This window comes from Bacteriovorax sp. Seq25_V, from assembly GCF_000447795.1.
In the GTDB taxonomy this organism is placed as follows: Bacteria; Bdellovibrionota; Bacteriovoracia; order Bacteriovoracales; family Bacteriovoracaceae; genus Halobacteriovorax_A.
Map to the genome: position 1 here is coordinate 135,875 of NZ_AUNI01000017.1, position 26,036 is coordinate 161,910.

22 protein-coding genes are annotated in these 26,036 nt (G+C 35.2%); 9 read left to right on the forward strand and 13 right to left on the reverse strand.

Features of this window, described 5'->3' with window-relative positions; translation table 11 throughout:
• Positions 1 to 10 precede the first annotated feature (10 nt).
• Positions 11 to 766 carry a lipopolysaccharide assembly protein LapB gene (locus M900_RS11155; protein WP_021274863.1) on the forward strand — a complete coding sequence of 252 codons (756 nt, stop codon included), beginning with the start codon at positions 11 to 13 and terminating at the stop codon, positions 764 to 766.
• Between the two features lie 136 nt (positions 767 to 902).
• On the forward strand, positions 903 to 1,796 hold the full coding sequence (locus M900_RS11160) for a hypothetical protein (RefSeq protein ID WP_052600810.1): 894 nt from the start codon (positions 903 to 905) through the stop codon (positions 1,794 to 1,796).
• A gap of 19 nt (positions 1,797 to 1,815) precedes the next feature.
• Here the strand turns inward: M900_RS11160 and polA are convergent, their stop codons facing one another.
• Positions 1,816 to 4,488, reverse strand: coding sequence for a DNA polymerase I (gene polA, locus M900_RS11165; protein WP_021275030.1), 2,673 nt, complete (start codon positions 4,486 to 4,488; stop codon positions 1,816 to 1,818).
• 76 nt (positions 4,489 to 4,564) lie between these two features.
• Here polA and M900_RS11170 point away from each other — a divergent pair, with 76 nt between their 5' ends.
• A complete protein-coding gene (locus M900_RS11170; protein WP_021274974.1) occupies positions 4,565 to 5,029 on the forward strand; it encodes a GAF domain-containing protein in 465 nt (154 codons plus the stop codon).
• Here M900_RS11170 and M900_RS11175 read toward each other — a convergent pair.
• Entirely contained in the window at positions 5,026 to 5,517 is a 492-nt protein-coding gene (locus M900_RS11175; protein ID WP_021274973.1) for an RDD family protein, read from the reverse strand. The two genes, M900_RS11170 and M900_RS11175, sit on opposite strands and share 4 nt — an antisense overlap.
• Positions 5,518 to 5,678: 161 nt before the next feature.
• On the opposite strand from M900_RS11175, the gene trxA reads away from it, so the two are divergent.
• The 5 genes from trxA (at position 5,679) to M900_RS11200 (ending at position 8,503) form a co-directional block, all read left to right on the forward strand.
• Complete coding sequence (gene trxA, locus M900_RS11180) at positions 5,679 to 6,002, forward strand: thioredoxin (RefSeq protein ID WP_021275032.1); 324 nt, start codon at positions 5,679 to 5,681, stop codon at positions 6,000 to 6,002.
• A gap of 49 nt (positions 6,003 to 6,051) precedes the next feature.
• Complete coding sequence (gene gmhA, locus M900_RS11185) at positions 6,052 to 6,633, forward strand: D-sedoheptulose 7-phosphate isomerase (protein ID WP_021274966.1); 582 nt, start codon at positions 6,052 to 6,054, stop codon at positions 6,631 to 6,633.
• A 141-nt stretch (positions 6,634 to 6,774) separates the two neighbouring features.
• Positions 6,775 to 7,428 carry a MotA/TolQ/ExbB proton channel family protein gene (locus M900_RS11190; protein ID WP_021274858.1) on the forward strand — a complete coding sequence of 218 codons (654 nt, stop codon included), beginning with the start codon at positions 6,775 to 6,777 and terminating at the stop codon, positions 7,426 to 7,428.
• Positions 7,429 to 7,451: 23 nt separating this feature from the next.
• Positions 7,452 to 7,982, forward strand: coding sequence for a biopolymer transporter ExbD (locus M900_RS11195; protein WP_021274866.1), 531 nt, complete (start codon positions 7,452 to 7,454; stop codon positions 7,980 to 7,982).
• An 8-nt stretch (positions 7,983 to 7,990) separates the two neighbouring features.
• Positions 7,991 to 8,503, forward strand: coding sequence for a biopolymer transporter ExbD (locus M900_RS11200; RefSeq protein WP_021274958.1), 513 nt, complete (start codon positions 7,991 to 7,993; stop codon positions 8,501 to 8,503).
• Between the two features lie 27 nt (positions 8,504 to 8,530).
• On the opposite strand, the gene M900_RS11205 is transcribed toward M900_RS11200, so the two are convergent.
• From M900_RS11205 to M900_RS11250, 10 genes are all read right to left on the reverse strand, one after another.
• Positions 8,531 to 9,784: a hypothetical protein gene (locus M900_RS11205; RefSeq protein WP_021274885.1), complete on the reverse strand. Its 1,254-nt coding sequence runs from the start codon at positions 9,782 to 9,784 to the stop codon at positions 8,531 to 8,533.
• Entirely contained in the window at positions 9,784 to 10,542 is a 759-nt protein-coding gene (locus M900_RS11210) for an outer membrane lipoprotein-sorting protein (RefSeq protein ID WP_021274900.1), read from the reverse strand. The genes M900_RS11205 and M900_RS11210 overlap by 1 nt, the downstream gene beginning before the upstream one ends.
• Before the next feature lie 6 nt (positions 10,543 to 10,548).
• Entirely contained in the window at positions 10,549 to 12,480 is a 1,932-nt protein-coding gene (locus M900_RS11215; protein ID WP_021274955.1) for an AgmX/PglI C-terminal domain-containing protein, read from the reverse strand.
• A gap of 12 nt (positions 12,481 to 12,492) precedes the next feature.
• On the reverse strand, positions 12,493 to 12,738 hold the full coding sequence (locus tag M900_RS11220) for a hypothetical protein (protein WP_021275008.1): 246 nt from the start codon (positions 12,736 to 12,738) through the stop codon (positions 12,493 to 12,495).
• A gap of 1 nt (position 12,739) precedes the next feature.
• Positions 12,740 to 13,630, reverse strand: coding sequence for a tetratricopeptide repeat protein (locus M900_RS11225; RefSeq protein WP_021274929.1), 891 nt, complete (start codon positions 13,628 to 13,630; stop codon positions 12,740 to 12,742).
• Between the two features lies 1 nt (position 13,631).
• Entirely contained in the window at positions 13,632 to 16,466 is a 2,835-nt protein-coding gene (locus M900_RS11230; protein ID WP_021275020.1) for a lipopolysaccharide assembly protein LapB, read from the reverse strand.
• Positions 16,466 to 17,869 carry a hypothetical protein gene (locus M900_RS11235; protein ID WP_021274864.1) on the reverse strand — a complete coding sequence of 468 codons (1,404 nt, stop codon included), beginning with the start codon at positions 17,867 to 17,869 and terminating at the stop codon, positions 16,466 to 16,468. The genes M900_RS11230 and M900_RS11235 overlap by 1 nt, the downstream gene beginning before the upstream one ends.
• 10 nt (positions 17,870 to 17,879) lie before the next feature.
• Entirely contained in the window at positions 17,880 to 18,584 is a 705-nt protein-coding gene (locus tag M900_RS11240; protein ID WP_021274961.1) for an outer membrane beta-barrel domain-containing protein, read from the reverse strand.
• 71 nt (positions 18,585 to 18,655) lie between these two features.
• Positions 18,656 to 21,841: an exodeoxyribonuclease V subunit beta gene (locus M900_RS11245; protein ID WP_021274865.1), complete on the reverse strand. Its 3,186-nt coding sequence runs from the start codon at positions 21,839 to 21,841 to the stop codon at positions 18,656 to 18,658.
• A complete protein-coding gene (locus tag M900_RS11250; protein ID WP_021274971.1) occupies positions 21,834 to 24,128 on the reverse strand; it encodes a PD-(D/E)XK nuclease family protein in 2,295 nt (764 codons plus the stop codon). Before M900_RS11250 ends, M900_RS11245 begins: the two co-directional genes overlap by 8 nt.
• Positions 24,129 to 24,195: 67 nt before the next feature.
• Between M900_RS11250 and M900_RS11255 the strand changes: the two genes are divergently transcribed.
• A complete protein-coding gene (locus tag M900_RS11255; RefSeq protein WP_021274903.1) occupies positions 24,196 to 25,050 on the forward strand; it encodes an Hsp33 family molecular chaperone HslO in 855 nt (284 codons plus the stop codon).
• Here M900_RS11255 and M900_RS11260 read toward each other — a convergent pair whose 3' ends face one another.
• Positions 25,051 to 25,968 (reverse strand): hypothetical protein, encoded by a 918-nt coding sequence (locus M900_RS11260; RefSeq protein ID WP_021275004.1) that lies wholly within the window; start codon positions 25,966 to 25,968, stop codon positions 25,051 to 25,053.
• Positions 25,969 to 26,036: the final 68 nt, after the last annotated feature.

Consider the following 26,036-nt stretch of genomic DNA (forward strand, 5'->3'; position numbering starts at 1 on the left):
AGGATAAGACATGAAGTCATTTAGCTTAGGATTAGCAGCTGGAATAATTTTAACATCTACTCTGTTTTTCTTCTTTGGTGAAGAAATTCACCACGGACACGAGCCAGTCTCAAGTAAAGATAAGGCATTGATCGACGCTGTTATTGCACAAAATTCTATTCCAAATAAAGTTGTCGAAGCAAAAGAAGAAGCGGCAGTCGATGAAAGCATTAATAACCTTTTCAATCGTGCCACAGCTTTAATGCCAGATAGGGCCAATGAAAATGAAATCGTCTCCCTACTAGAGGAAGCTCTGGCTAAAGATCCAAAGAGCGAAAAAATTCTCACAAACCTTTCAAATTACCTGCTTTCAGTTGATAGAGCAGAAGAAGCGAAGAACCTTTTAATCTCTTGTGTGTCGCTCTACCCTACAAATCAACTTTGCAATGGAAATTTAACTAATGTCTTCTTTAATACACCAGAAGCCATGAAGTATTTTGATCTTTGCTTAAAAAACACTCCTAACAACGCTCTTTGCAAGTACAACCTGGCCGGCTTTCAATTTATGAAACATGACTATAAAAAGTCATACGCAAGCTTTAAGGAGCTTGAAGGTTACCTCGATAGCGATGAAGGGGGAATTCAATTTGCGCGAGAGGATATCTATTTAAACATAGGATTAAATGCTAGAGAGCTTGGTCTTAAGAAAGAAGCAAGAAGCTATTTAGATAAGGCATGTTCGCTCGGACAAGAAAGAGCTTGTACCGAGCTAGAAGCAACGAAATAATTATAAACTGGTCCAGTAAAATGGGGATAAAATATCCCCTTTTTATATTCAATTTTTGAATTTATGTATTTTTTCGGCCTTTAATTTAAACTATTTATAAGATTAGAACATTGGCATGACTTGCACAAAGCTGGTCATGATATACCACTGCCCAAATTTAGACTGCCATTCAACAACCAAAAATAGATTAATCTCGAAAGATGGATTCTTTTTTCGACGAAGTGATTCGAGAAAAATTCAACGTTTTGTCTGTAAAACCTGTGGAAGAAAATTTTCTCGGGCAACCTCAACTCTTGAAAAGTATCAGAAAAAAAGAAGGATCAATAGAAGACTATTTCTTGATCTGGCTACAAACAATTCAATGAGATCATGCGGTCGAAAGTATAAAGTTAATTACAAGACGATTCAAAGTCGTGTTAATTATTTTGCACTTAAAGCTAGAAAGGCCCAAAAGAAATTCCTTAAAAAGCTAGAGAAGTCAAAAGTTCAAGCGATGCAATTTGATGATTTAATTACAATCGAACATACAAAGATGAAGCCTCTATCTATTACAATAGCAGTCGATAAGAAGCGCCGATTTGTCCTTGCTGCAGAGGTTTCAAGGATTCCCGCTTTTGGTTTACTCGCTGAAAAATCGCGCAAGAAATATGGATATCGAAAAAATGATCATGAAAGAGGGTTAGAAAGTGTATTTGAGAAAATTAAAAATATTATCGATCAAGATGCAACTATTCAATCAGATGAGCACCAAGCATATCCAAAATTTGTGAGAAAATATTTTCCATTAGCAGAATATAAAAGATACAAAGGTGGCAGGGGTTGCGTTGCCGGTCAGGGGGAACTTAAGAAACTTCGCTTTGATCCTCTTTTTACACTGAATCATACATGCGCGATGTTTAGATCAAATATAAATCGACTTGCGAGAAAAAGTTGGTGTACGACAAAGAGAGTCGACATGCTTCAGAAGCATGTCGATATTTTTATAAGCTACTTTAATTTAATATACTTGAAAGGAGCTATCCCCATTTAACTGGAGCAGTTTAAAATAATTATTTTAAATCATACCAGTTAACTCCAAACCCCATATCAACTTTGAGTGGGACTTTGAGTTTAACAACATTTTCCATTCCCTCGCGAACGATTGTTTTCATCTGCTCAAATTCGTTTTCAGGAACTTCAAAGATAAGTTCATCGTGTACTTGAAGTAACATTTTTGACTTCAGCCCACGACTCTTCAGCTCTTTATTAATATTGATCATCGCACACTTAATAATGTCAGCAGCAGTTCCTTGCATTGGACTGTTAATTGCCATTCTTTCAGCATTTGCTTTGATTGTTCTATTATTTGAATTGATGTCATGAAGAAAACGTTTTCTACCATAAAGAGTGATCGAGTAACCTGTCTTCTCAGCATCTTCTTTTAAACCATCTAGAAGTCCTTTAATCTTAGAAAATCTCTCAAAATACTTTTCAATATATTCTTTCGCGTCTTTACGAGAAATTTTTAATGCTTGCGACAGACCAAAAGAAGATTGTCCATACATAAGACCGAAGTTTACGGCCTTAGCCTTCCCTCTTTCTTCTGAAGTAATTTTCTCCAAAGGATGCCCAGAGATTTCAGATGCCGTTTGTGCGTGAATGTCTTTATTCTCATTAAATGCCTGAATCATTGTCGGATCTTCAGCATAGTGGGCAAGAATTCTTAGCTCTACCTGAGAATAATCGGCAGCGAGAAGAAGATTCCCTGGACCTGCGATAAATGCTTTACGTACCAGACGTCCAGTCTCTGAACGAATTGGAATATTTTGTAGGTTAGGATTCACTGAAGATAAACGACCTGTCTGAGCAACGTGCTGATTAAATGTCGTATGAATCTTTCCAGTCTTCGCATTTACAAGCTCAGGAAGTGCCTTTACATAAGTCGAAAGAATCTTTCCTAGCTCACGGTATTGAAGAATTAATCCCGGCACTTCGTTGATATTCATATCTCTAAGTTCTTCAAGAACTGAAGAGTCTGTCGAAAACCCTGTTTTAGTCTTCTTCACAACCGGAAATGAAAGTTCTGTAAAAAGAAATTCTCCAACTTGTTTTGGAGAATTAATATTTACAACTTCTTTACTATAAGTATTGATTTTATTTTGAATTGACTCAAGTTTAGACTCAAGATCTTTTTCTAGTTCCTTTAGGAAGTTGATATTTAAACGAATACCTTCAAATTCCATCTCGCTTAGAATTGGAGTCAGTTGACTATCAATATCTGTAAAGACACCAAGAAGTTCTTTTTCTCTAAGTTCTTTTTCAAGGTCAACACCAAGTCTATGAACCGCAATCGCTCGGTAACCACTATAAAGAGAAGCTTCTTCATTTTCGATATCTGTAACGAAATCAACTTTCTTTTCAAGTTTTGGAAGAGTTACATTTACTGAGGCTGCAAGATTTTCAATATTGTGAGATGTTCCCACATCCGCAACGAAGTGTGCTTGAACAACATCAAAAGAAGTCGCTTTGAATTCAATTCCTTCTTTTAAGCTGTAAGAATAATCACGCTTAGAGTGTTCTGTATAAATTACTTTTGCTTCATTTTCCCAAGTAAGCCTTACAAGCTCAGCTCTATTAGACTCAGTTACTTTGATAAAATGCGCTGACTTTCCATCAAATGAAAAACTATATGCAATCAAATTTCTTGCGTGAATATCTTCTGAATCAAATTCTGTTTGAATTGAGAATTTCTCACTCTCTGTTAATAACTTTTTAAGTTCTGAATATTTTTCATCGTTATCAACAATTGTAACCGAAAAGCTAGGTGCAGCAGGCATTCCACCTTCTCCGTCTCCAGCATCCGCTTGTGCAAGTTGATACTTGAGATCATCCATTCTCTTGATCATTGTATTGAAACCAAGTTCTTTTAAGAAAGAAATCAAAGAATCACTTGGATAGAAAGTTGTTTTAGTATCATCAGCTGTTACACCTAGATCAACAGTCGTCACGATCTTAACAAGCTCTTTTGAAAGGATGGCGCTATCAACATATTCAGTAAAAGCAGTTACAAGTTTTTTACCTTTGAATGTATCTTTCATCTCGATACATTTTTCTAGAGTCTCATGTTCCTCAAGAAGCTTTGCTGCTCCCTTTGGACCAATTCCTCTCATTCCTGGAATGTTATCTGATGTATCACCAATGATAGCAAGGTAGTCAACGATCTGATCTGGGCGAACACCCATTTTTGCAAAAACAGCTTTTGCATCGTAAATAACATCCTTCATGGTATCGAGCATTTTTACTTTATCATCAACAAATTGCATAAGGTCCTTATCGCCCGAAGCAATAAGTACTTCATCAAATTGATCCTTCCACTGCATTACTGCAGAACCAATAATATCATCGGCCTCATACTTATCATCAGCCACGTTTACCAGTCCCATCTCATCCACAAGTCTCTTAATTAAACCAAATTGTGGAACAAGCTCTTCAGGTGGTTCAGAACGATTTGCTTTATACTCTGAATACATCTCATTTCTAAATGAGCCTCCGGCCGTATCGCGAGCAAGAAGGACGTGCGTTGGTCTATACTGTGATAACAATTTTAAAAACATTGAAAGCACACCATGAACAGCGTTCACAGGTGTTCCATCAGGTGCGTGCAATGGCCTCACAGCAAAAAAGGCCCTAAATATAAAATTGGAAACATCGACGATAATTAATTTTTTCTTCGCAGTAGACATGCAATAAACTCCATGGTTGAATCCACTAATCTACCCCTAAATGCCCTAATCTGACAAAGGGCGATTGGTCTAAATTATGGATAATAATGTAAAGAAACAGAAATACGAACTACTAGTTAAGCAAATCGCTGCGACACTAAGCGGTGAAACAAATGATATCGCAAAAATGGCGACAATTTCTTGTATGCTTAAACAAGAATTTCCATATTACTACTGGTGTGGTTTCTACATTGTTGACGCGAATAAACCTCAAGAACTGGTAATTGGACCTTACCAAGGGACACTTGGATGTCTTAGGATTCCATTTGGAAAAGGCGTCTGCGGAGCTGCTGCAGCCACCCTAGAGACGCAGATAGTTGAAGATGTCCACCAAATCCAAAATCACATCGCATGCGATAGCGCGAGTAACTCTGAAATTGTGGTACCTGTTTATTCAGACAATAAGCTCATTGCCGTCTTCGATGTCGATAGTACTGAATACGCTGCTTTTAACGAGATAGATAAAGATTATCTAGAACAAATTCTAAATAGTTCGTTCTAAATTTTTTCACCTTCAAACCAAGATGTCTTACGCTTCTTTATTTGCAGAAGTGTCCCATCATTGGCCATGACCGTTGTATCGGCCATTACATCACCAAGACGGTGCCCAGAGTCTAGTTTATAGAGTAAATAAACTTCTAGAGCAATAAATGGAACTCCAATAACAATTGCAATTAACCATCCAAAGAATGGAATAACCGCAAAAATGAGTGGAATAATAATTGGTAGATTTCTAACGAAAGATTGTTTAACGGAACAAGGCGTTCCATCCTCAAGTGAGATTACAGAAAAGCCTATAAACTTCTTCCCTACTGATTGCCCATTTTGGATAGCATCTGCAACAGACATATAAGCAATAGAAATGATAATTCCAATTGGATAGAAGAAAATCGACAGAACTAAGACAATAAATAGATCGATCGCCTTGGCCATCAGCCTAGAGAAACGGGCAACTTTAATTGCGGATTCTAATAAATATTTTCTATCCATAGTTCTATTCTAACCTATCGTATTATCAAATACATGGGGAACATTTTGCACAGCAAATAAATCACCTAGATTTGACATAGATCAAACTATACAATTTGAAAGCTGTGTTATATTAATTATAGCATAAAATATAAAAATAAGGGTCACGCCTTGGAGGAAATATGAGTGCAGTAGGTAAAACAGATAAAGCAAATTTTGAATCAGATGTTCTTAAGTCAGGGAAACCTGTACTAGTAGATTTCTGGGCAGAATGGTGTGGACCTTGTCGTACACTAGGACCAGTTCTAGATGAAGTTGCTGGTGAATTAGGTGAAAAAGCTACAATCCTAAAAGTTAACGTTGATGAAAACGGTGAGCTTGCTCAGCAATATGGTATTCGTGGTATCCCAACAATGATCTTCTTCAAAGATGGTCAAGCAGCTAAAACTCTTGTTGGAGTTCAACCAAAAGAAGAAATCAAAAAATCACTTGAAGAACTAGCATAATTTATATCTTGAAAGGCCTCGAAAGAGGCCTTTTTGCCAAGGAGAGGCAATGTCTGACTTTATAAAAGACGCATTTACATCAGCGCAATCAACACTTGAATCTTTTTTAGCAAATCCAAAAAATATCGATACAATGAGCGACTCAATCAATGAAATGGTCTCGGCCATCAAAGGCGGAGGAAGAGTAATTAGTTGCGGTAACGGTGGATCAATGTGCGATGCTATGCACTTTGCAGAAGAGTTAACTGGAAGATTTAGAAAAGATAGACCAGCACTTTCTGCGGTTGCAATTGCAGACCCAAGCCATATTACTTGTGTTGCGAATGATTATGGCTTTGAATATATTTTTTCAAAATATGTTGAAGCACATGGAAGAAATGGAGATGTTCTTTTAGCAATCTCGACTTCTGGAAATTCACCAAACTGTATTGAAGCTGTAAAATCGGCTAAAGCAAAAGGGATGAAAATTGTCGGCCTTCTTGGAAAAGGTGGCGGACTAATGAAAGATATGGTGGACTTCCCTATCATTATCGATGCAACTGTTTCTGATCGAATTCAAGAAATGCATATTAAGATTATTCATACTTTCATCGAAGGTATTGAACGCCAAATTTTCCCTCAGAATTACTAAATACAAATTGCCACGAAGGCCGCTCCAATGCGGCCTTTTATATTAACCGGCAGAGATTTCCACATTTTAAAAATTTCAAACAGTTATATATAAATCCATTAAAATAGAATTATAAAAACTATTCTAATTAAGGAGAGATATATGGAAGGTAATACTTTAGGTACAGTCAACACGATTGCCGCTTTTTTCCAAGGCGGAGGAATGTTCATGTGGGTTATTCTTTTTATTTGGGCAGTTGGAATCGCAATTTCCCTAGAAAGATTTTTTAAACTAAGTTTTAAATTTGACGTTGATGGAGCATCATTCATGAATGAACTTCAAAGATATGTTCTAGCAAATGACATCCAAGGAGCTATCAGAGTTTGTTCAGGTTCTGTAGCAGCTCTTCCAAGAGTTCTTAAAAGTGGTCTTAAAAGAGCAACAAGTACACCAGAGCAAATTCAAAATGCTATCGATGCAACTGCACTTGAAGTGATTCCAAAAGTTGAACTAAGACTTAACTACCTTCAAATGATTGCAAACATCTCAACTTTATTTGGACTACTTGGAACAATCCAAGGTCTGATTGAATCATTCTCTGCAGTAGCAGCAGCTGATCCAGCACAAAAAGCAGAACTTCTTGCTACAGGGATTTCTAAAGCGATGAACACAACGTTCCTAGGACTTCTAGTAGCAATCACAATTATGATGGTTCACACATTCCTAAGCTCTAAGTCAGAGAAAATCATTAATGAGATTGATGAATTTTCAGTAAAGCTTATGGACCTACTTACAACAAAGAAAGAGAAAAACTAATAGCTCTTTATCGTTGAGGAAAAATGTACAGAAAACCAAGTAGAAAACATAAATCAAAGAATATGACTAAACCGAATCTAATTCCTATTTTAGATTCGGTCTTCATTTTCATCTTCTTTCTTCTGATGTCAGCTAACTTCGTTAAGATTTTTGAAATCTCTAGTGATGTTCCAATTATCTCTGACCAAGAACCACCAAAAGAAAAGAAAGATGCACTCAATCTATCATTAAAAATTTACGCAAGTTCTATCACCCTTCACTCAGGAAACAATGAGAGAACAATTTTTAAAGTTGGTAAGGATGAAAATGGTGACTACGACCTTTACAAGTTAAGAGAGAAGTTAATTCAAATTAAGAAATCTCACTCAGACGAAGATACAGTAATCTTTATGCCAAAAGCTGATATCGACTACGAAACACTTGTAAAAATCATGGATACAGTTAGAGATCTGAAAGACACTGATCCAGAGATCTGGACAAAAACAAAAGCTGGTGATGATAAGAAAGTGACTAAACTTTTCAACAACATCATCTTTGGTGATACACAAAGTTAGGAATAAATATGAGAAAAGGTTCAATTCGATTCAGAGGAGTCAGAAAGAAGCGTGAGGTTATCGATATCGATATCACTTCCCTACTCGACATTCTCGTAATCCTTCTAGTTTTTCTTTTAAGAAGCTATGACTCAGCTGGTGTGATTCTCAATATCCCGAAAGATATTGTTATTCCAACATCACAATCTAGCTCTTTAAATAACAATGGTGTTGTTGTTCAAGTCTCTCCCAAAAATATTTGGGTTGATGATAAAGAAGTTGTTAACAACGAGACGACATCGAAGATCTATTCCGCAGACAGACGCTTAATACTACCTCTGTACAATGAGTTAGTATCTAAGAAAAACGAAGTTCAAAGAATTGCAAAAACAACTCCTAATGCTGACAAGTTCTCCGGTGTTGTTAATCTTGTTATTGATAAAACTGTTAAATACTCCTACATAAAGAAGCTAATGCACACCTGTGCTGAGGCTGGGTTTCAAAAGTATAAATTTGTCGTTATGGGACAAGAACAAATGTAAGGCCAAGAAATTGGCCTTTTTTTATATCTAAAAGAATCTTGTTAATGAAAAACTAACCTCATCATCTTTTTCAAGAACATAGAGACCTAGTTTATCATTACTGTCATGTGTGAAAGTTCTAATACCTGTTTTAAATTTCCAAAAATCGTTTAAACGCTGTTCGTATGTTAGAAAAAATAACATTTCATTTTTTCTTTGCAGGTCATAGAAAACACCGAAACGAAATTCCTTCCCATAAGCATCATTTAAAGAAAGACGATGTCCAAGGAAGAGATCATTTTGAAAAACAGAAAGCTCCTCTCTCTTGTGACTACTATCATCCGCAAATACGGCCTGGTATTCGGTAAAGAAAGTTGAATCCCACCCATTATCCCATGTCTTTGAGTACTCATGTCCTATAGCAATCGTTTTCTGATCCTTAAATCCAACAAAGCCACCAGTAGAAAGAACAAATTTCTCAGACTTCTTAAATTTTGAGCCCAAGAACTCTAACTTAAATGTACTATCATCCACAAATAACGTTGAGGCCATTCCGTAATCAAGAACCTCTCCGTAATATGCAGCTAAATTCCCATAAGGAATTGCTCCGAGAGTTGGATTGATAGTATATGCATGATACCCAAGCAGTGGGCGATTTCTGTCGATATGATTTAGGGCAAATAGGTGAAAATCAAAATCACCAATTTGTTTCTGCAAAGAGATTCCATATTGATGAGATTCTTTTTTCTCAGTTAAGTTATTTCCATCAAAATGATAAGACTTTTCAGGACGTACTCCATCAGTAATTCTTGTAGACTTAGTTGGATAAAAGCTTTTTTCAAAAAATGGGAAATAAAAAAGTTTAAGATCACCGAGTAAAGACTTGAAAGAATAAGAAAGAGTTAACTCCCCCTTTTTATCAAAATCTTCAAGGTCACCGTCAAAATAGCGAGAATTAACAATATTTGCAGGATGAAATGCTTCCATTTTACTCCAAGTAAAGACCTGGTATCCTGCGGTATAAGAATTACCAAAAAAATCGGTACTCTTATAATATAGCTCATTAAAGTTAATGTATGAGTTATCTCGACTCGTCTGGTTTACCTTACCAACGATATCCACATAAAAATTACCACCAAGAAACGCAGAAGAGTCCTGCACCTGAAATGATGAGAAAGCCATTTGATTATCTTGAGACGACTTCTCATGAATGTAACGGGTAAAATTAAAGCCTATCTCTCCACGAGAATCTGCTAAGACAGGACCAGCAATTAGTGAAGCAACAACAATAAGACGTTTCATTATCTTAATGCATCCTTCGTAAAAATCCCTTCAGAGAGTTTCACACCAAGCTTTCTATTTTCCCAAATAAAAATAGACTGTTTTTTATTTTGAACATTATTCATTTCGATCTGATTTGGGCGGTAAATCGTCTTTTTACCAACTTTATAGGCTTTAATATCCGAAAATTTTCCGATCTTAACTAATTCATTACGCTTATTGTAATACTCTGACTTAATAGTTGTGAGATATTTTTCAGAGACATAAAGGATAACCTTACTGTAAGAGCTATTACCTTTCGCCACTCTTTCAAGAACCCAAACTTTTTGCTTATCTAACTTTTCTTCTCTTAAAAAATTGAAAGTATATTTCTCTATAGCCTGACCGCCAAGATCTTCAAAAGAAAACTCACTCCCCATAAACGAACTTCCCTTCGTCTTTGAGTTGATTCTTTTTACTCGCTTAAGAGATGGAAGAAATAACCACTGGTCATCGTCATCATCTTGCTTTGCCCAAGTCAGAAGCTTTGTACCTTTCACATCTAGTGGTTTTACAAAGTTCATAATTGTTCGGTCCATATCTTTAAGCTCTATTGAACTTCCTTCCATTTCTCTTTCGATTTGCTTTCCTGAAGAGTCAATTAACACTAACTTCATACTTGAAGTTTCTCCGACATAGCCATCGTTTGCAAGATCCATCTTCTTTGCAATTTCTAAACCCTTCTCCATTGAGGCCAAGGACATAATAGAGAACAAACAACATGCAATAAACTTTTTCATATAAACCTACATCTGCTTCGCTTGAATATTTAGTGGTGTATTTACTGCAACTTCACCACCACCTTTTGGTTGTGGAAACTGAATTGTCTTTAAGTGATTAACAACACAATCTCTTGTTGCTTTCGGCAACGATGATCCTTTGGAAGAAGCTGATGCCTTTGTTACGTGCCCCGAAGGCCCAATCACGAAATTAAGCATCAACACACCCTCAACAGCAGCTTGCCTAACATCAAGCTCTTTTTGTTGACAGTACTGAAACTGTGGTGCGTTTTCCAGTAGAATTCTATAGATATCATTTCTATCGATTGACCCAAGAATAACTTCTTTATATGGAACTCCGGCAATATAAACTTGTTTTTTCTGCACAAGACCATCAGTTCCATAACTAGACTCTAGAGTTCCTCTAGTTCTACTTGTAAGCGATCCTACACTGGCATCAACATTTGCCTTTTCGATTTGCGCTGAAGAATTCGAAGCAATAGCATTATTATCCTGAAATGATACTGCTGCTCCTCCTGTATTTGTTGATGAACTTAGAGATCCACCCTTTGCCATTAAACTTGAAATTGATGAGCTAAAGTCAGCTGACTTATAAGTATCAACATTCCCTTTAAAGTTCTTATTGGCGACGTTTGTTCTCGTTGTAGTTTTAGCCGTAGTTTTTCCAGGTTTACCAGCAGACTTCTTTGTCTGTGTAACTTTAGTCACATTATTTTTTGGTCCTTTAACTGGATTTCCTTTCTTTGGAGTGTTTGCATTATTATTCTTAGCAGTAACATCTCCCTTACTCTTAACCTCTTTCTGGGCAGTCTCTTTAACTGCAACCTTAGGCTTTTCAGGAGTTTTCTTTACAACTTCTTTTTCCTTAACGATTTCTTTAACAACTTCATTTTGTTTAGAAACTCTAAGTTTCTTTGGCTTATATAAAATTGTCGCAATTCTTTCAGGAACTTTCTCTTTTTCAAGTTCAGGGTCAACTTCAAACATACTCATGAATGAAACGAAACCAGTAACAAAAATCAAACATAGAAGTAAGTACTTCTTAAATTCTGTATCTCTTCTTAAAATTGGAGCTGACTTAACAAATGGAGGGGCTTCATCACCGCGAACAAAGATTCGAATATCACCATTTTCAAACAAGTGAATATCATCACCACCTAAGACCATACTATCTGACTTATCATCTGAAAATTTCTTGTGTTCAAACCCTGGGATTGTATGAAGAAATACTTCGCTACCTTTAATGTCAACAATCGGTAACTTCTCATCTTTACCTAGATATGGGAACTCAATATCTTGTAACTTCTTTGCAACACCAGCAAGGTGATAGCGACCATTCTCCATTGAAAGATAGTCAACTGAAAGAACTTTGTTTTTAAAAAGTATAACTACTTCAGCGGCTTTCTTCCCAACTGTGTATTTAAAAATTGGATATATTTCATCTTGATCTTCAAAAATATATTCACTGAACATAAATGCAGGATCAGCTTCCAAAGGATGATTTTCATCATACTCAACTTCTACTTCTTTATTCAAAACCCTAACAGGCATAGTCGGCAATGGTTTATTGAAGTTTTCAGAAACAACTGGAGCCTCTGCGATCACTGGAGCAGTTGGAGGAAGTGGTGGATTTGGTAGCTTTTTGCTGGCTGCAACTTCAAAAGAAAACACTCTGTTTCCTATTGAGATTTGGTCACCCTCTTTAATTGAAGTAGCAACAACGTCCTGGCCATTCACTTTAACAATTGAACTTGGTGCAAGATTATATAGTTTCCAATCATTATTAACATTTTCGAGTAAACAATGGATTGGTTCGACATTCCCCTTTCTAAGTTGAATATCAGCAGTATCTCCTGAACCAATAATCAATCTCTTCTTTACAGGAATTCTTAATGCTCGACTTCCATCATTTAGTTGAAACGATTTATTCTCATTCACATGAGGCTCCTATTAACGAATCTTCTCAAGCCCTCTCATCATTTCGAAATGAAAATTTGGCTTTGAAGGTAATTTATTTTTAAATTTTCTTAAATATCTTTCTGAAACAGTAATTTCTCCAGGGGCACCGAGTTCCCCTTCAACCTTAATTTCACCAAGGTTAATTTCTTCGTATTTTTTATATTTATAGATAACTTTTTCTTGTGAAAAAGCTGATACAGAAAAAATGAATGTTGCTACTACTAATAAGAATCTCATTTTAAAGCCTCATAATTGTATTCATAATATCGCTTTGTTTCTTCGATAAATTTTGACCACGTAAATAATCAGATACTTTTTCTACATTCTTACTTCCTGCTAGCTTATAGCTATATAGAAGTGCTAAAGAAAAATCGATTCGAGACAATTGGTCACTAGGAACCTTAGCAAGATAGTTAAGTGCACCCTGTGCATCTTTTTTATAAAGTTCAACATAAGCAAGTGATAGAAGAACATCCTTATCCTTAGCATCACTTCTTAAAACTCTTGCAAGCATTCCGTTAGCCTTGTCGAGAAGACCATATTTAATATAAACATTTGCAAGGTTATACATTGGTGTTTTTGCAGAATTTTTGACATTCAAAGCTTGTTTAAAAGCTGCAACTGCTTTCTCATCTTTTCCTTCACGTAAGTAAACAACACCAAGATTATTCAAAGCTGGCAAGTAGTCCTTATCTAGCGAGATTGCCTTATTAAAAAATACTTTTGCGCGTCGATATTCGCCATTTTTTAAGTAGCAAGAAGCTAACTGGTTCCAATATGAAGGATTCGCTTTATATTTTGGATAAAGCTTATCAAGCATATCCATTCCCTCTTGAGTTTTTCCAAGATAGCAAAGTCCAGAGACTCCAGTCATTTTCTCATCAAGCTCTTTTATTTTTCCAGAGTCTACTTTTGCAAGAGTCTCATCTTTAAGGGCATCATCAACAAGATCACCAATTACATGATAATCTCCTCTCTCATTATATCTTATTTGCTGAACTGGTTTAAAATCATCATTAGTAAGACTATCTAGCTCAAGCTGTAACTCAGACTTCGTTAGCTCTTTTTCAGTTTGTGAAGATGAACAAGAAACTAGAAATAGCATTGCTAGTAGTAGTGTAAATTTCATCTTATAACCCTCTCTTATCCATAAGAACGCTCTCATTATCGTGGTAGAAATCAACTGAATTTCGTGCCCTTGCCCCATATGTTTTAGAAAGTACCTCATTCTTTAAGACTTGCTCTGCAAGTTCTTTTTCAAATTCAAAGGCTTTCCCTTTCAAAGGAGTAATCAATGGCGCCATACCTTTTTTAAACGATGCTAAAAATTCTGGCTCCTTATTATCTGGAACAAAATTTTCAATTTCCGTTGCAATATCTGTATAAGCTTTAATTAGAATTTCATATGTCTGAACAGTCCCCTCTCCAGAACCAACAGCTAGTACACGTGCAGCAAGACCAGTTAATTGATTTAACATTCCTAATTTCTTTTTAAGTAATTGGTTATATTTGTCGACTGGAAATACTAATTTAATACTAGATATAGAATCCGCTAATCTCTTAACAGACTTAATTTCTTGAAGTGCATAAAAGTCAAAACCATCAACACCAATTAGAGATTTATTTTTAACTCTCTTGTAATTTGCATAGAAACGCTTAACAAGATCAGATGGTCCCGTACTTCCTCTTTCCTCGAAAAGCATCAAAAGAGATCCTAAGTTCCTAGTGAGAACTGTACTATCATTTGAATACTTATCTAACTGGTAATACATTGCGACCGCTTGCTCTATAGCTTTAACTTCAATGTAATAATCGAACAACTGTCCTGCAATCATTGACCTAGTCTTGTTATCTATCGAGCATTTTTCAGTGCTTCTTAGATAATTTGTCAGAGAAGGTTCCTTACCAGAAGCGATCCCCATAATCAGGTAATTATTTATCAACTCGTATTTTTGTGAGTTTTTAACTGAGCAAGTTTTATTAAGAATATCCTCAGTAACCTTTAGACCTTCATCAAAACGTTGACGTAAATATAATTCTTTAGTCATTAATGAGAATGAATCCATGTACTTTGTAACTTCGCTAACAGTCATCTCGCTAATCGCTCTTTGCGCCCATTGTGACATAAGCTTCATGTTACCACTCTCATAGAATAGTACTGCGATATTGTAAGCTGCGTTTCTCTTCGCCTCAGCTGAAGTGCTTTTCTCTTGATAAATAGTTAAATAGCCTTTTAAAGCATAAACTTTATCACCCTTACTATTTGCCTTTTGAACATTTTCAAATTGAGTAAGAAGTACAATTTTATTTAGGCCATCGACGAATCCTCTTCTTAGTGGAACATTTAATGTTTTAAGTTGCTCAACAAATGAAAATAGTTCCTCTCTATTGTTTTGCTTCTTATGAAGATCAACAATACGCCCAATCATCGCCTCATTCTTATTAATATTTTTTGGAAAGATTTTCACGTACTGAAAGAAGACTTGCATAGCCCCCTTAACATCACCCTTTTCATCAATTAAATAAGAAAATAATTTCTCGACGGCCTTACCTTTCTTATCGATATTTGATTCAAGTTTGATGTAATCAAGGTAGATTTTTTCAAAATATTTTTCTCTAGTAACCTTCTTAACACCTTTCGCATTAATAGCGATAAGCATTCCAACGAGAGACCTTTGATAAAATTTAGAACTTTCATTCCCAATACTTCTAACAGCATCGTATTCAACAAGAGCATTATCGAAGTCATTCGCGGCATAAAGTGCTTCAGCTGCATAGAAGTGAGATTGCTCTGTTAACTTTGGATCTATCGCTTTTGCTGCGTAATAAAGATCCTTCGTTTGCCCTGATTTTTCCTTCATTACAGACGGTCGACTCTTATTATGACTCAGCCCTAATTCTTTCTGCAATAATGCTGCACGCTTAGTGATATAAAACAAAGCTTCTTTTGTCTGTTCAGCACTTAGCTTTTCTTTAAGCTTCACAACTTCATTAGCGTACTGGACGAATGCATCATTTCTATTGTATTTGTCATAGATACTCAAAAGCTCAAGAAGTGACTTAATCTTATATTCATCACCTGTTCCATTAAATGCACTCTTAAACATATTTAAAGACTCAGAATATTTCTGCTTATCTTTTAACTGCATTCCCATTTCATAGAAATTTTTAGAGAGATCTCCACCAATTGTCTTATAAAAAGAGCTTGCGGCCTTTACATTTCCACTATCTGCGTAGAAATATCCAAGATCTCTTTGAGCGGCCTCACCTTTATCTACAAATTTTGAGTTCTTACTTAATTCAAAAACAGTTTTCATCTGAGAGATTGCCGTCTTCTTATTATTTACTCTAAAATTTGACCATGAGAGATTGTATAAGTATCTTGTGTACCACTTATCATCACGTATTTGTCTAATAACTGAATCGTAATATCCCTTTGCTCGTTTAAAATCACCTTCAGAGTAATATATATCCCCTAGAGCAAGTCTAGACTTAATATTTGCAGGACTTCCTGTTTTCGTTCTCTTAATGGCATTCACAAATAGAGCTTTAGACTTTTTCATATTTTGATTTTCTTTCTCATTGAAAGCTAAAATATAATATACATCTCCAATCCCTTTAAAATTTTTAAAGCGCTTTAAAATGAACAAACCTGTTTCTTGAGCTTTTGAGAAATATGACTGAGACTGTCCGTAGAATTTCTTCTTATTTATGTTACGTCTTTCTTCCAACGACTTACTAAAAAAACTCTGATTTTCAGAATCTCTAATTACTCTTGCTTTCTCAAGATATAGCTCAGCGATACGAAGTAAAATTTCCGGATCTCTATTATTTGATACCCTACTCATTCGAGATAACTCAGAGAGCTCCATATCAATTACTGAAATAATTTTTGCATTTCTATCATCGCTGGCACTAACTGTTAAAGTCAGAACGAGTAAAATGATGACTTGTAAAAACTTCATTAATTACACTCCGATTTCAAAGCGAAAACATAGTCTCCAAGCTCATCGGCCCAGAACTCACCATTAAATGTCCAAAAGTATTGTTTTTCATTTCTCTTCAGATACTTCACATCTCCCCTAACCGAAGATAATTCTGTATTTGAATACAGTAGGCTCTTTCTCTTGTTTAAGATTTCAAGTTTAATATAACTCATTCCCATGAACGCTTTATTAAGCTCTGCAAGAGAGATTCTAAGATTCTTCTTAACGTATGACCCTATAAGTCTTTGCTGTAGGACAAGCGAGTCCTTTAGATTATTAGCAAGAACTTTTGCTAATCTCTTATTCGAAATAGTTTTAATTTGGTCTAATTCATTCTTTCCGTTAGAGTAACTCTCAATAAGGTTAAGAAATGCAGGGTCTTTCATTGTCGATGCAAGAAGTTCATTAACAAGATCCACTGAAAATTTTCTTCCTTGGATATAGTTATTTATTAGCAAGAAAAAGAATTTCAAATCTTTATTATTCTTAGAGATTAATGTATCAAGCTTTCCTGTATCCTTTTCGTATTTAGAATAAAAGTTTTCAACAACTTTGGTAGCATCGTCGTAAAGACACATTTTAAGATATGACATTGACCTTAGAACATCGATTTCAGGATTGAAGATATACTGAAGAACTGGCGCATTGTATGTTACAAGCTTTCCAAGTGTTCTATTATAATCTTCCTTGTAAAAACTATTCCATGCCTCTTCCACTAGAATTTCTGGCCAAACATATGATTTTTTATCAAGATCGAGATAAGCCAGTTCAGCTTTATCATATTGTTTTACAGAATAATAAGTTCTCGCAAGGCCAACGATACAAGTGTCCCTATTGATAAGTAGCTGTCTCTTCTTTTGAAGTGTTTCAGCTCTTCCAAGTTGAGAGTTTGATTCCTTAATACATCTATCAAATGTATTAATTGCACTTTGCCCACTTTCCCTCAAAGAAAATACCATTGCCTCTAGTTGCAGAGCAAATGGTTTCACTGGGTGATCAGAGGGAATCGCTCCTCTCAACACTTTTAAAACGTCATCATACTTTCTCTTTCTTAAAAGCTTTTTAGCAAGGAGATACTTCAATGTTGGAGAAGATGATCTTTCTAAATATTCCTCAGGAAGGAGTACGAATTGTCTATCCCCAACATGTGAGATTACTTCTTCTAATAAAGAATCAAATTTCGCTCTATCAACTTTTGAAGAAGAGACAAGATATTCTTTAATATAAGGTACAGAAGTGTGAAATAACTTCTGACTTACAAGTTCTTTTATAATCGCAGGATATCTATCAACATGATTTCCCCTAGCTGTTAAATTGGTCCAAATAGAATCAATCGAAAAGCTATTTAATGATAAAAGACTTAGCAATAATATTTTTTTCATTTCAAGCTTCCTAGATATCAATTCCAATCGCGAGCGTCATATCAATATTTTCATACCAAGCATCACCAGTTGCATTTGCAATCGCTTTCTTCGCTTGATAGTGAACACCATTGATATCAAATCTAACATTCCATGTTTCATTAACAAAAAACTTTGTCCCAAAGTTCCAAATAACTCCAGAGTGTGTTTCTGTTACATCTGCAGCTGTTGAATCGAAGTCATCAAATTGTGCTCTATTATTTGTTTCTTCAAGCGTCACTGCTCCAAGACCAAAAATAAAATCAAGATAGATGATTGAGTTAAATGTATTTATTTTTGTATAGAATGGAGCCCATAAAAGCATTGCCCCGTAATAACCATCAACGATCCTTCTAAATGGAATTGTCCCAGAGCCACTCCCAGAGCTTCTTACAGAGGCTGCAGTATCATTTTCAGAACCACTGTTTTTAGAATATATCCCTTCAAAGCCAAACTCTTCAGTGAAGAAATAACCAAAGCGTCCTTGGATTGCTGAAGCATCAACAAAAGCTCCAGAGGTTGTTTTTCCATATCCAGCACTTAAAGAGAAGCGACCCTTCTTTTTAAATTTACGGTTTTGTAAAACGTAAACTTCTTTATCTTTGTCGAGCCAAGAGAAATCATATAAGTCAGACTCTGCTCCCCAAACAAATGAACACGTAAGTAATAATGATAATTTTAAAAATTTTCTAACCATAGACAAAGCTTCCTGCTATTCAAATACCTAGATTTACACAAGGTTATTTTATCATAAACAGGAAGTTTTAATTATTGCGTCACCTGGTGGCACAAATTTCCGTACTCACACACAGTGCAATGGTTTATTTTATTTGCGGAAAAGTCTGACAATTTTTGCCAGGTTTTAAATAATTCAGAGCGAATTTCTCCTAGAGATAAAGTTCTCTCCTCTATTTTCTTCAGATCAAGAGCTAAAATCTTAAGTGTAATATTTTTTTGATCATTTAAGTCGTGTATTTGTTGTAAACCGTGTGCATAACACATTAGCTGAAAGAAATATGTTTCGAGATCAGTTGAATCAATTACTCCAGTTTTAAAATCCCAAATTTCTGTAAGTTCGCCGTCTTTCTCAATATAAAGATCAGAAATACCTGTCATCATTTGTCCAAAAAGTGAAAACTTCATTTCTTCCTCAGATCGAAGTTCGCATCCACTATTTTTAAGCTCTGTTAATATTGGATGAATCCAGTCAATGACATCTTTATACTTACTTGAATACTCTTTACCTTTAATAATATTCTCAATCTGATAATGGATCTCAATACCACGATCCTTGTCTGAAATTCCAATTTTTGAGGGTATTTCAATTTCATTCTCAGAAGCAAACTCTTTCCATTGCTCATCAAATTTCAACAACTGCTTTAAAAAGAATTTTCTCGAGCATTGAGCAAGAGTTGCAAGTTTTGTCACAGATAATTCAGAAATTAATCCTATTAAATTTTCACTTCCCAAGGAAACGCCGAGATCATCTTTAAAATATAGTGGGGTTGCATCAATACTCCCCTCACCTAGAACGTCCTGATTTGTTTCTATCTCGATATCGGCCGAATCAAACTTTCTAAGACCACATATCCAACTACTTTTAGAAAGAGATACCAATTTATTATTAAAAGAAAGATCACACCAAGTTATCGACTTCACTGCCCTAGTACAGGCTACATAGAAAAGGCGTTTTGATTCAGCGAATTCTTTTAAATTCGACACCAAATTTTCGTAGATAAATAGTGGTGACTTATAAAGTTTCTTACGGTGAAGATTAGAACTCCAGCGAAAAGACCCAGGGAGCTTCCCTAGAGTTTCAAGATTTGGCATTGTCTTGCCATTATTATGAATTCCACCAAGAAAGACATAATCAAACTGTAAACCTTTAGACGCGTGAGTAGTCATAATCTTTACTCGCGAATTTGTCCCCGAGTAAAATTTTGTAGAATAATTCTCAGAATCAAATTTCTTAATATAATCCCAAATGCTATCGATATTTCCATTATTAATATCTATTGCCTCATCTACTTTTGCAGAATTCTGTTTAAATAGGGAATTTGCTATTCCTAACTTGAATATAAGTTTATAGAAGATAAGCTTGATTCCAACAGTCTCTACTTCGTTTGCAAATTTCAAAAAAGTCTCTTCAGAGATTGTCTCAACTTGAATATTGTAATGAGATAACACACCTTCTATATAAAAATTTAAATACTTTAAACTAGACTCAATCTTTTCATCTAGTTTGTATGAAATTAGTGCATCGATTAACGCCCTAAAAATAATAAAGATCGGATCTTCCTTAAAAGGAATCTTTACCTGTGCTTCAAATGGAATATTATTTTCAAGTAGCTCTTGTATCAAGAACTTACTTGGGCCAAGATTTCGGTAAAGAACACATACATCTCCCGAGCCTTCCTCAAGTTTCTTTTGTATTTCTTTACGAATGTATCGACCTTCAACAACTCCAATCTCTCCTGACGAAATTCTTTTTATCTCTTCATCAGTTACATCAACCACAATACGTTCAATACTCCCCTGACCACCTTCTTTTGTATCCGGATATGTTTGGGCATCTACTTTCACAGTAAAGTTATCAGCCCCCTCAAAGTCCTTCCCCATTGGAAAAAGCGTTGCGAATAAATCATTATTGAACTTTACAACGGTTTCTTCTGAACGATAATTATTTGTCATTGAGAGACTTAGTGGAATCTTCTTAGATGTCTCGATGAATACACCAAGCTCTCCACCACGAAATCCATAAATCGCTTGTTTCTTGTCCCCAACGCAAAATAGTTTCTCAAATTTTCCCTGTAAGCAAGATGTAATAATCTCATATTGAATATGAGAGGTATCTTGATACTCATCGACAATAAAGTACTCATACTTCTTTGCAATTTCTTCACATACAGACTTATCAAAACTCACTGTTTGATAAACAAGGTATTCTAAATCAGAAAAACTTAATCCCTCGTACTTATAATAAGCCTCATCTACAAAACTAAACAAAGACTTCAGTGTCGAAAACCAAGTCTGATAATCAGCTTGATTATTAAAGTAATAGTCAAAATCTTCTTCGTTTTTCTTGGCAAATTCTCTTATTGCTTTTAATGAATCTAATTCTTCTTTTACTTCTGCAATTTTTGGCGGCATTACACGGCCAGCTTCTTGATAGGCAAGAATAATCGTTTTTAATGAGCTCCAAGAGAGATCACCTTTAACAGTGTTTGCACGCTGAACAAGCTTATACCAATTTTTATCTGAGTACTTGTCATCATACTCGCTCAAGTCAAATTGACTCTCCCAAGATTCAAGCACCCCTTCGATCTGTAATACTTCTTTAAAATATTGTTGTTCATCAAGTATATCGTGCTCTTTTTCTAGACTGCTTGCCCATTCAGCACGTAACTCTGGAGAAGAAAAGATTTTAATCATTGCATCTGTGATTGATTGAAAATTTTTAACAAATATTTCACGATTTTGAAGATCCTGATTATTTTCAAACCATTTCTCAACGAGCTTTGCAACCTTCAAGTCAATTTGAGCCTGATCGACAAGATTTATTTCACTTGGAACATTTTTAATTAATCCACTCTTAATAAGCTTTAGACAAAATCCGTGAATTGTTGAAACATTAATAAACTTCAAACAATCATAAACTAACGAATGAGGATAATCTTCAAGTCCCTCAAATTTACGATATAGTCTCACCTTTAGTTCTTTGGCCGCTTCATTAGTAAACGTCATCAGAACAATCTTAGAAAGATATGTTTGTAACTCTAACTGCAAAGCTCTTTCATTACTTATAAGCGATGACTTCGTTTTAAAAAAGTCATCGATGAGAAATTTAATATGCTCGATAAGAACAAAAGTTTTTCCTGAACCAGCTCCAGCGTTTAATAAAACTCCACCATGATGTTGTATAGCTTTTAGCTGTTCACTATTAGCGTTACTCATCACTATCTCCTTCAACACCATTTTTTGGACATATCGAATTAGCTAAACAATATGAACATACCCCAGCAGAAGCCGGAGCAATATCAAATGTTCTATCATTTCTAATTTTCTCAGTTAACTCTTCTAGAAACACTTTAAAGTCCACAATTTTTTGATCCAGCTCTTCATGAGTAGTGTTTTTAGTTTCGGGAATAAGAGATGAGTCAGTGTTTGAGACGATCAAAGATTCCGTCAAATCTGATAAATTAATATAACCAACGGCAAGAATCTGATCACCACGTTTTTTTAAAGCATGGGCATAAAACCAAAGTTGGATCTTTTCTACATCGCTCAAACTCTTAAATGAAGGTATGCTTGATTTAGATCTTTTAAAGTCGAATATATAGCTTCCATGTGGCGTTCTAATAACAAGGTCAATCTTACCCGTATAATTATCGTCTATTTTCTTAATTGGGAATTCGAAATCCAATACAAAACCATCGAGCTTCTTAATTGCAATTAAGTAAGTTGAAATCGGAGTAGTTAGACCTACTATTTCTGCGAGAACTTTCTCTCTCATGGTTTTCTTTGGGGCGATTCGATATTCCGCAAGCTTCGTTTTTAAAATACTTTCGGCACATGATTTAAATAGATTCTCATCATACTCATCATATTCAGTAACATACTTTTCGATCAGTTCGTGCTCACAAACCCCAATTACATCAGGGGTAATTGTTTCACTGCCTTTTACTCGTAAATCTAATTTTTCAATATATGAGTAATAGTACTTGCGCGGACAATCCATATAATTTTGAAAGGCCGTTGCAGATTTTGGAATTTCCTTATTTTCAACATCAAGTTGGGCAATCATGGCCGCTCTTCTCTCTGCGGGTGAGATCGCTGACTCTTCTGTCTTTAAGTCCTTGTGAAAATCTTCCCACTCAACACTATTTTCAAATGCGCCATCTTCAATAACCATAAGGTGGCCATCAGAGAGATACCCCGCCAGTAAACTCTGAACATTCAATAGTGGGAAATGCTGAGACTGAACTGGTCCATAAGAGACAAGAACTCTCATTATTTCTGGACTATACTTCACTGTATTTTGATAACTTGAGATTGTATCCTTATCGATATAAACATAACTGGAAGCATAGTTCTTTTTTAAATTTAATAGATCTGCCGTTAAGACTTTTTGCTCTTCTCTTTCTGCTAGAGACAATAATGAAACACGTGGAAGATCCAGAATCAACTTCTCACTTAAACAAAGAAGATCATCAAGTACAAGCTTCTCATTTATTGTCGATAATTCTTGAAATTCAACGACAAGTTCTTTCAACTGAATTAACACTTTTAATTGAACAATATCATTACTTCTAAAAGCTTTTTGTGTTGCTTGTGCTACATACTCTAAAATATTTTCTAGATTAGTCTCTCTAAGCTCATCAAAAATTATATTTCTCTTGGCCAAGAACAAATCAAAATTTGTTTTTAAATGTGTTTTATTAGAAACTAAACTATTAATACGTAGAATATCTGTTGCGTCCCCAAGATAGAACGTATTCTTATAACCACTTTCAACTAATGAACTTAAATATTTTGTGATTCGACCTTCCGGTATCGTCACTGTATTTGCAAATAATTCTTTTTTGTCATCTGACTTTTTTACATCACTCTCTGTAGATAACCACGTTGGCCAATCGAAGTTATTACACTGAGACATTACTTCCTTATTAATCGGAATATAAACATTTACATGGTTTGAGATTACTTTAACCAAGTCCAGCTGATTAGCATTCAAATGATCAAAGCCCCAAAATAAAACATCACTTTGAAGCTTTGCTTCATCGATTAAATGATATGATTTTTGCTCGTCTACAATATTACTCGACTCGATATATTTCCAAAAGAGTTCAAGTCCATTGTACTCAGCCTCAGTAATATATGCCTTTATCTCATCGAAAATATCAGTCGATACTGAGAAGCTTCGAATATCTGTAAACAAATCATAGCAGTGGCGAAACTCACTGTAGCTATGAGAAATCTTCATTTTCCAAAGAGTCCAAAACTCCATAAGTAATCGAGACTTCGAACTTATTTTATCTTCATACTCCTCAATGAGATTTGAAGAGATATAATTACTAATTGTTGTAACAGAAATTTTATTTCCAAGCCCCGAGTCGATGAGGATTTCCCTGAAGATATCGGCTTTCGCAGGACTTGGGCAAATTGCTGTTATTTGATTAGTTATATTAATTTCTTTTAGACAATCCTCTAACGCGGAGTCATATAACAATACATCTAACATCTATTTTCCAAGGTGACACATTTCAGTCATTATTGTATATCCTATTCTTTGAAAGGAGAAATAGTTCATGCTACCACAAAGTCGTTTATATAATTTCATTGATTCTGAAAATGGTTTTACAATTTCGTTCCTCGAGGGACAAAAAGTTATCCAAGAGCTTGCGATGATACATGACGTCAAGGGTAATGGGTTCAGTTTCTTCCGTGACAGTGTTCTTTCTGGCCTTCAGCTAATCAACTACCTTAAGCCAGGAGAAAACTTTGGATTTTTCATCGATTCTGAAGAACCATATTTCCGTTTAAAAATTGAAATGAACTTTGATGGCTATATGAGAACACTTCTTCTTCCGGCAAACTTTGAAGAAAACCCGAAGACATTTTCTGGGAACGTAAGACTTGTTAAGCTTATGCCAAATAGTCACACGCCATACCAATCAATTATTGCTGTAAAAAATAAATCACTTAAAGAGATTGTTAATGATGTATTAAAAGATTCATATCAGATGAATTCTAAAGTTATTATCTCTGATGACTCTGATCAATCAGTTCTAATTTCAAGACTTCCAGATCTTAATGTTAATAAAAAAGAAACTACAGAGCGAATCAGTCTTGAAGACTACAGCAATTCAATCAAGGATCACCTTACTAATTTCCTAAAAGACGGTGAAACTGATTACGAAAAAATCACAACAGAATTTAAAAAAATAAAATTCGAACTTCTAACTTCAAAAGATATTGAATTCAAATGCAACTGCTCGAGAGAAAGAATGCTAACTGGTGTCGCAAGTGTTGCCAGAGGGACAACACTTAACGATCTATTCGACGGCAAGAAAAGTCTAGAAGCAAAGTGTGACTACTGTAATACAAACTACCTCATCACTTACGAAGAAATAGAAGAGATCCTTAAAATCTCAAAGCAATAACTAAAGTCCCTCTACAAGAGGGATTGAAGTTTTCTGAGATTTCCAGAAAAACCTTTTAAACATATCGTATTCATTAAATTGGCCACAGAAGTTTTCAGCAAGTGGCCCATTTGCCCACACTGGAGATAAATCAGCACTCGTTGGTACTCCAGAAACAACAATTGTCGTTTGAGGGTTTGCGATTGAAAAGTCATGCACCAAATAAAAAAGGAAGCGGTTTAAGTTTTCAATATACTGAGTTTTTTCCACTCCAGGTTTTAGTAAGTCAAAATCACGAATAACAACTAATTTTTTACTCGTCTGCGACATCGACTTCCAAATATGGTCGAAATTATCTTTTACTGTTGAAAAACATTTCCCATTTGAACAACTCTCATCTTTATATTTTAAACCAGTCAGATATGAACGAGATTTTTCAAAATGAAAGCTCTCCCCTTCAAAAGCTTTTGCATCTCTCGATACAAATAATCTCGTCTTATAAAATAAACGTGGATTACAACTTAGCGCCTCATCCAAAAATTTATCATTTCCACGATGGTAGAGTGCTGTGGAAAATCCGATATCATTCAATACATCCCAAACCCTTGGGTCTTGATATTTTTCGCACGACTTTTCACTACGAGGATAACCAGAAATCTGCGAAACTAGAGAATCTTCAATCCTCGGCTCCATCTCAAAATGATTAAACTTCCACATTTTTCCAAAGCAAGCGAAGAATTCTGTGGCAACTTTCTTCGTCGCCTCAGGACCTCGATACTTCAAAAAGGAAAACGATTCCTCTTTCAGGCCCGGAATTTGAACAACAACCATCCTTTCAGGACTCTGGTTGAATCGGTGCTCAGTAAGATTAATTGTGGGTACTTTTGTACAAGAAGTAAGTAAAAGTGCCGCTAGTACTAGTTTTTTGGCGATGTTCATTAAGATCTCTTTTAAAATTCCGACTATGTTACTAATTATACAAGAATTTTACTTCTTAATATCTTATT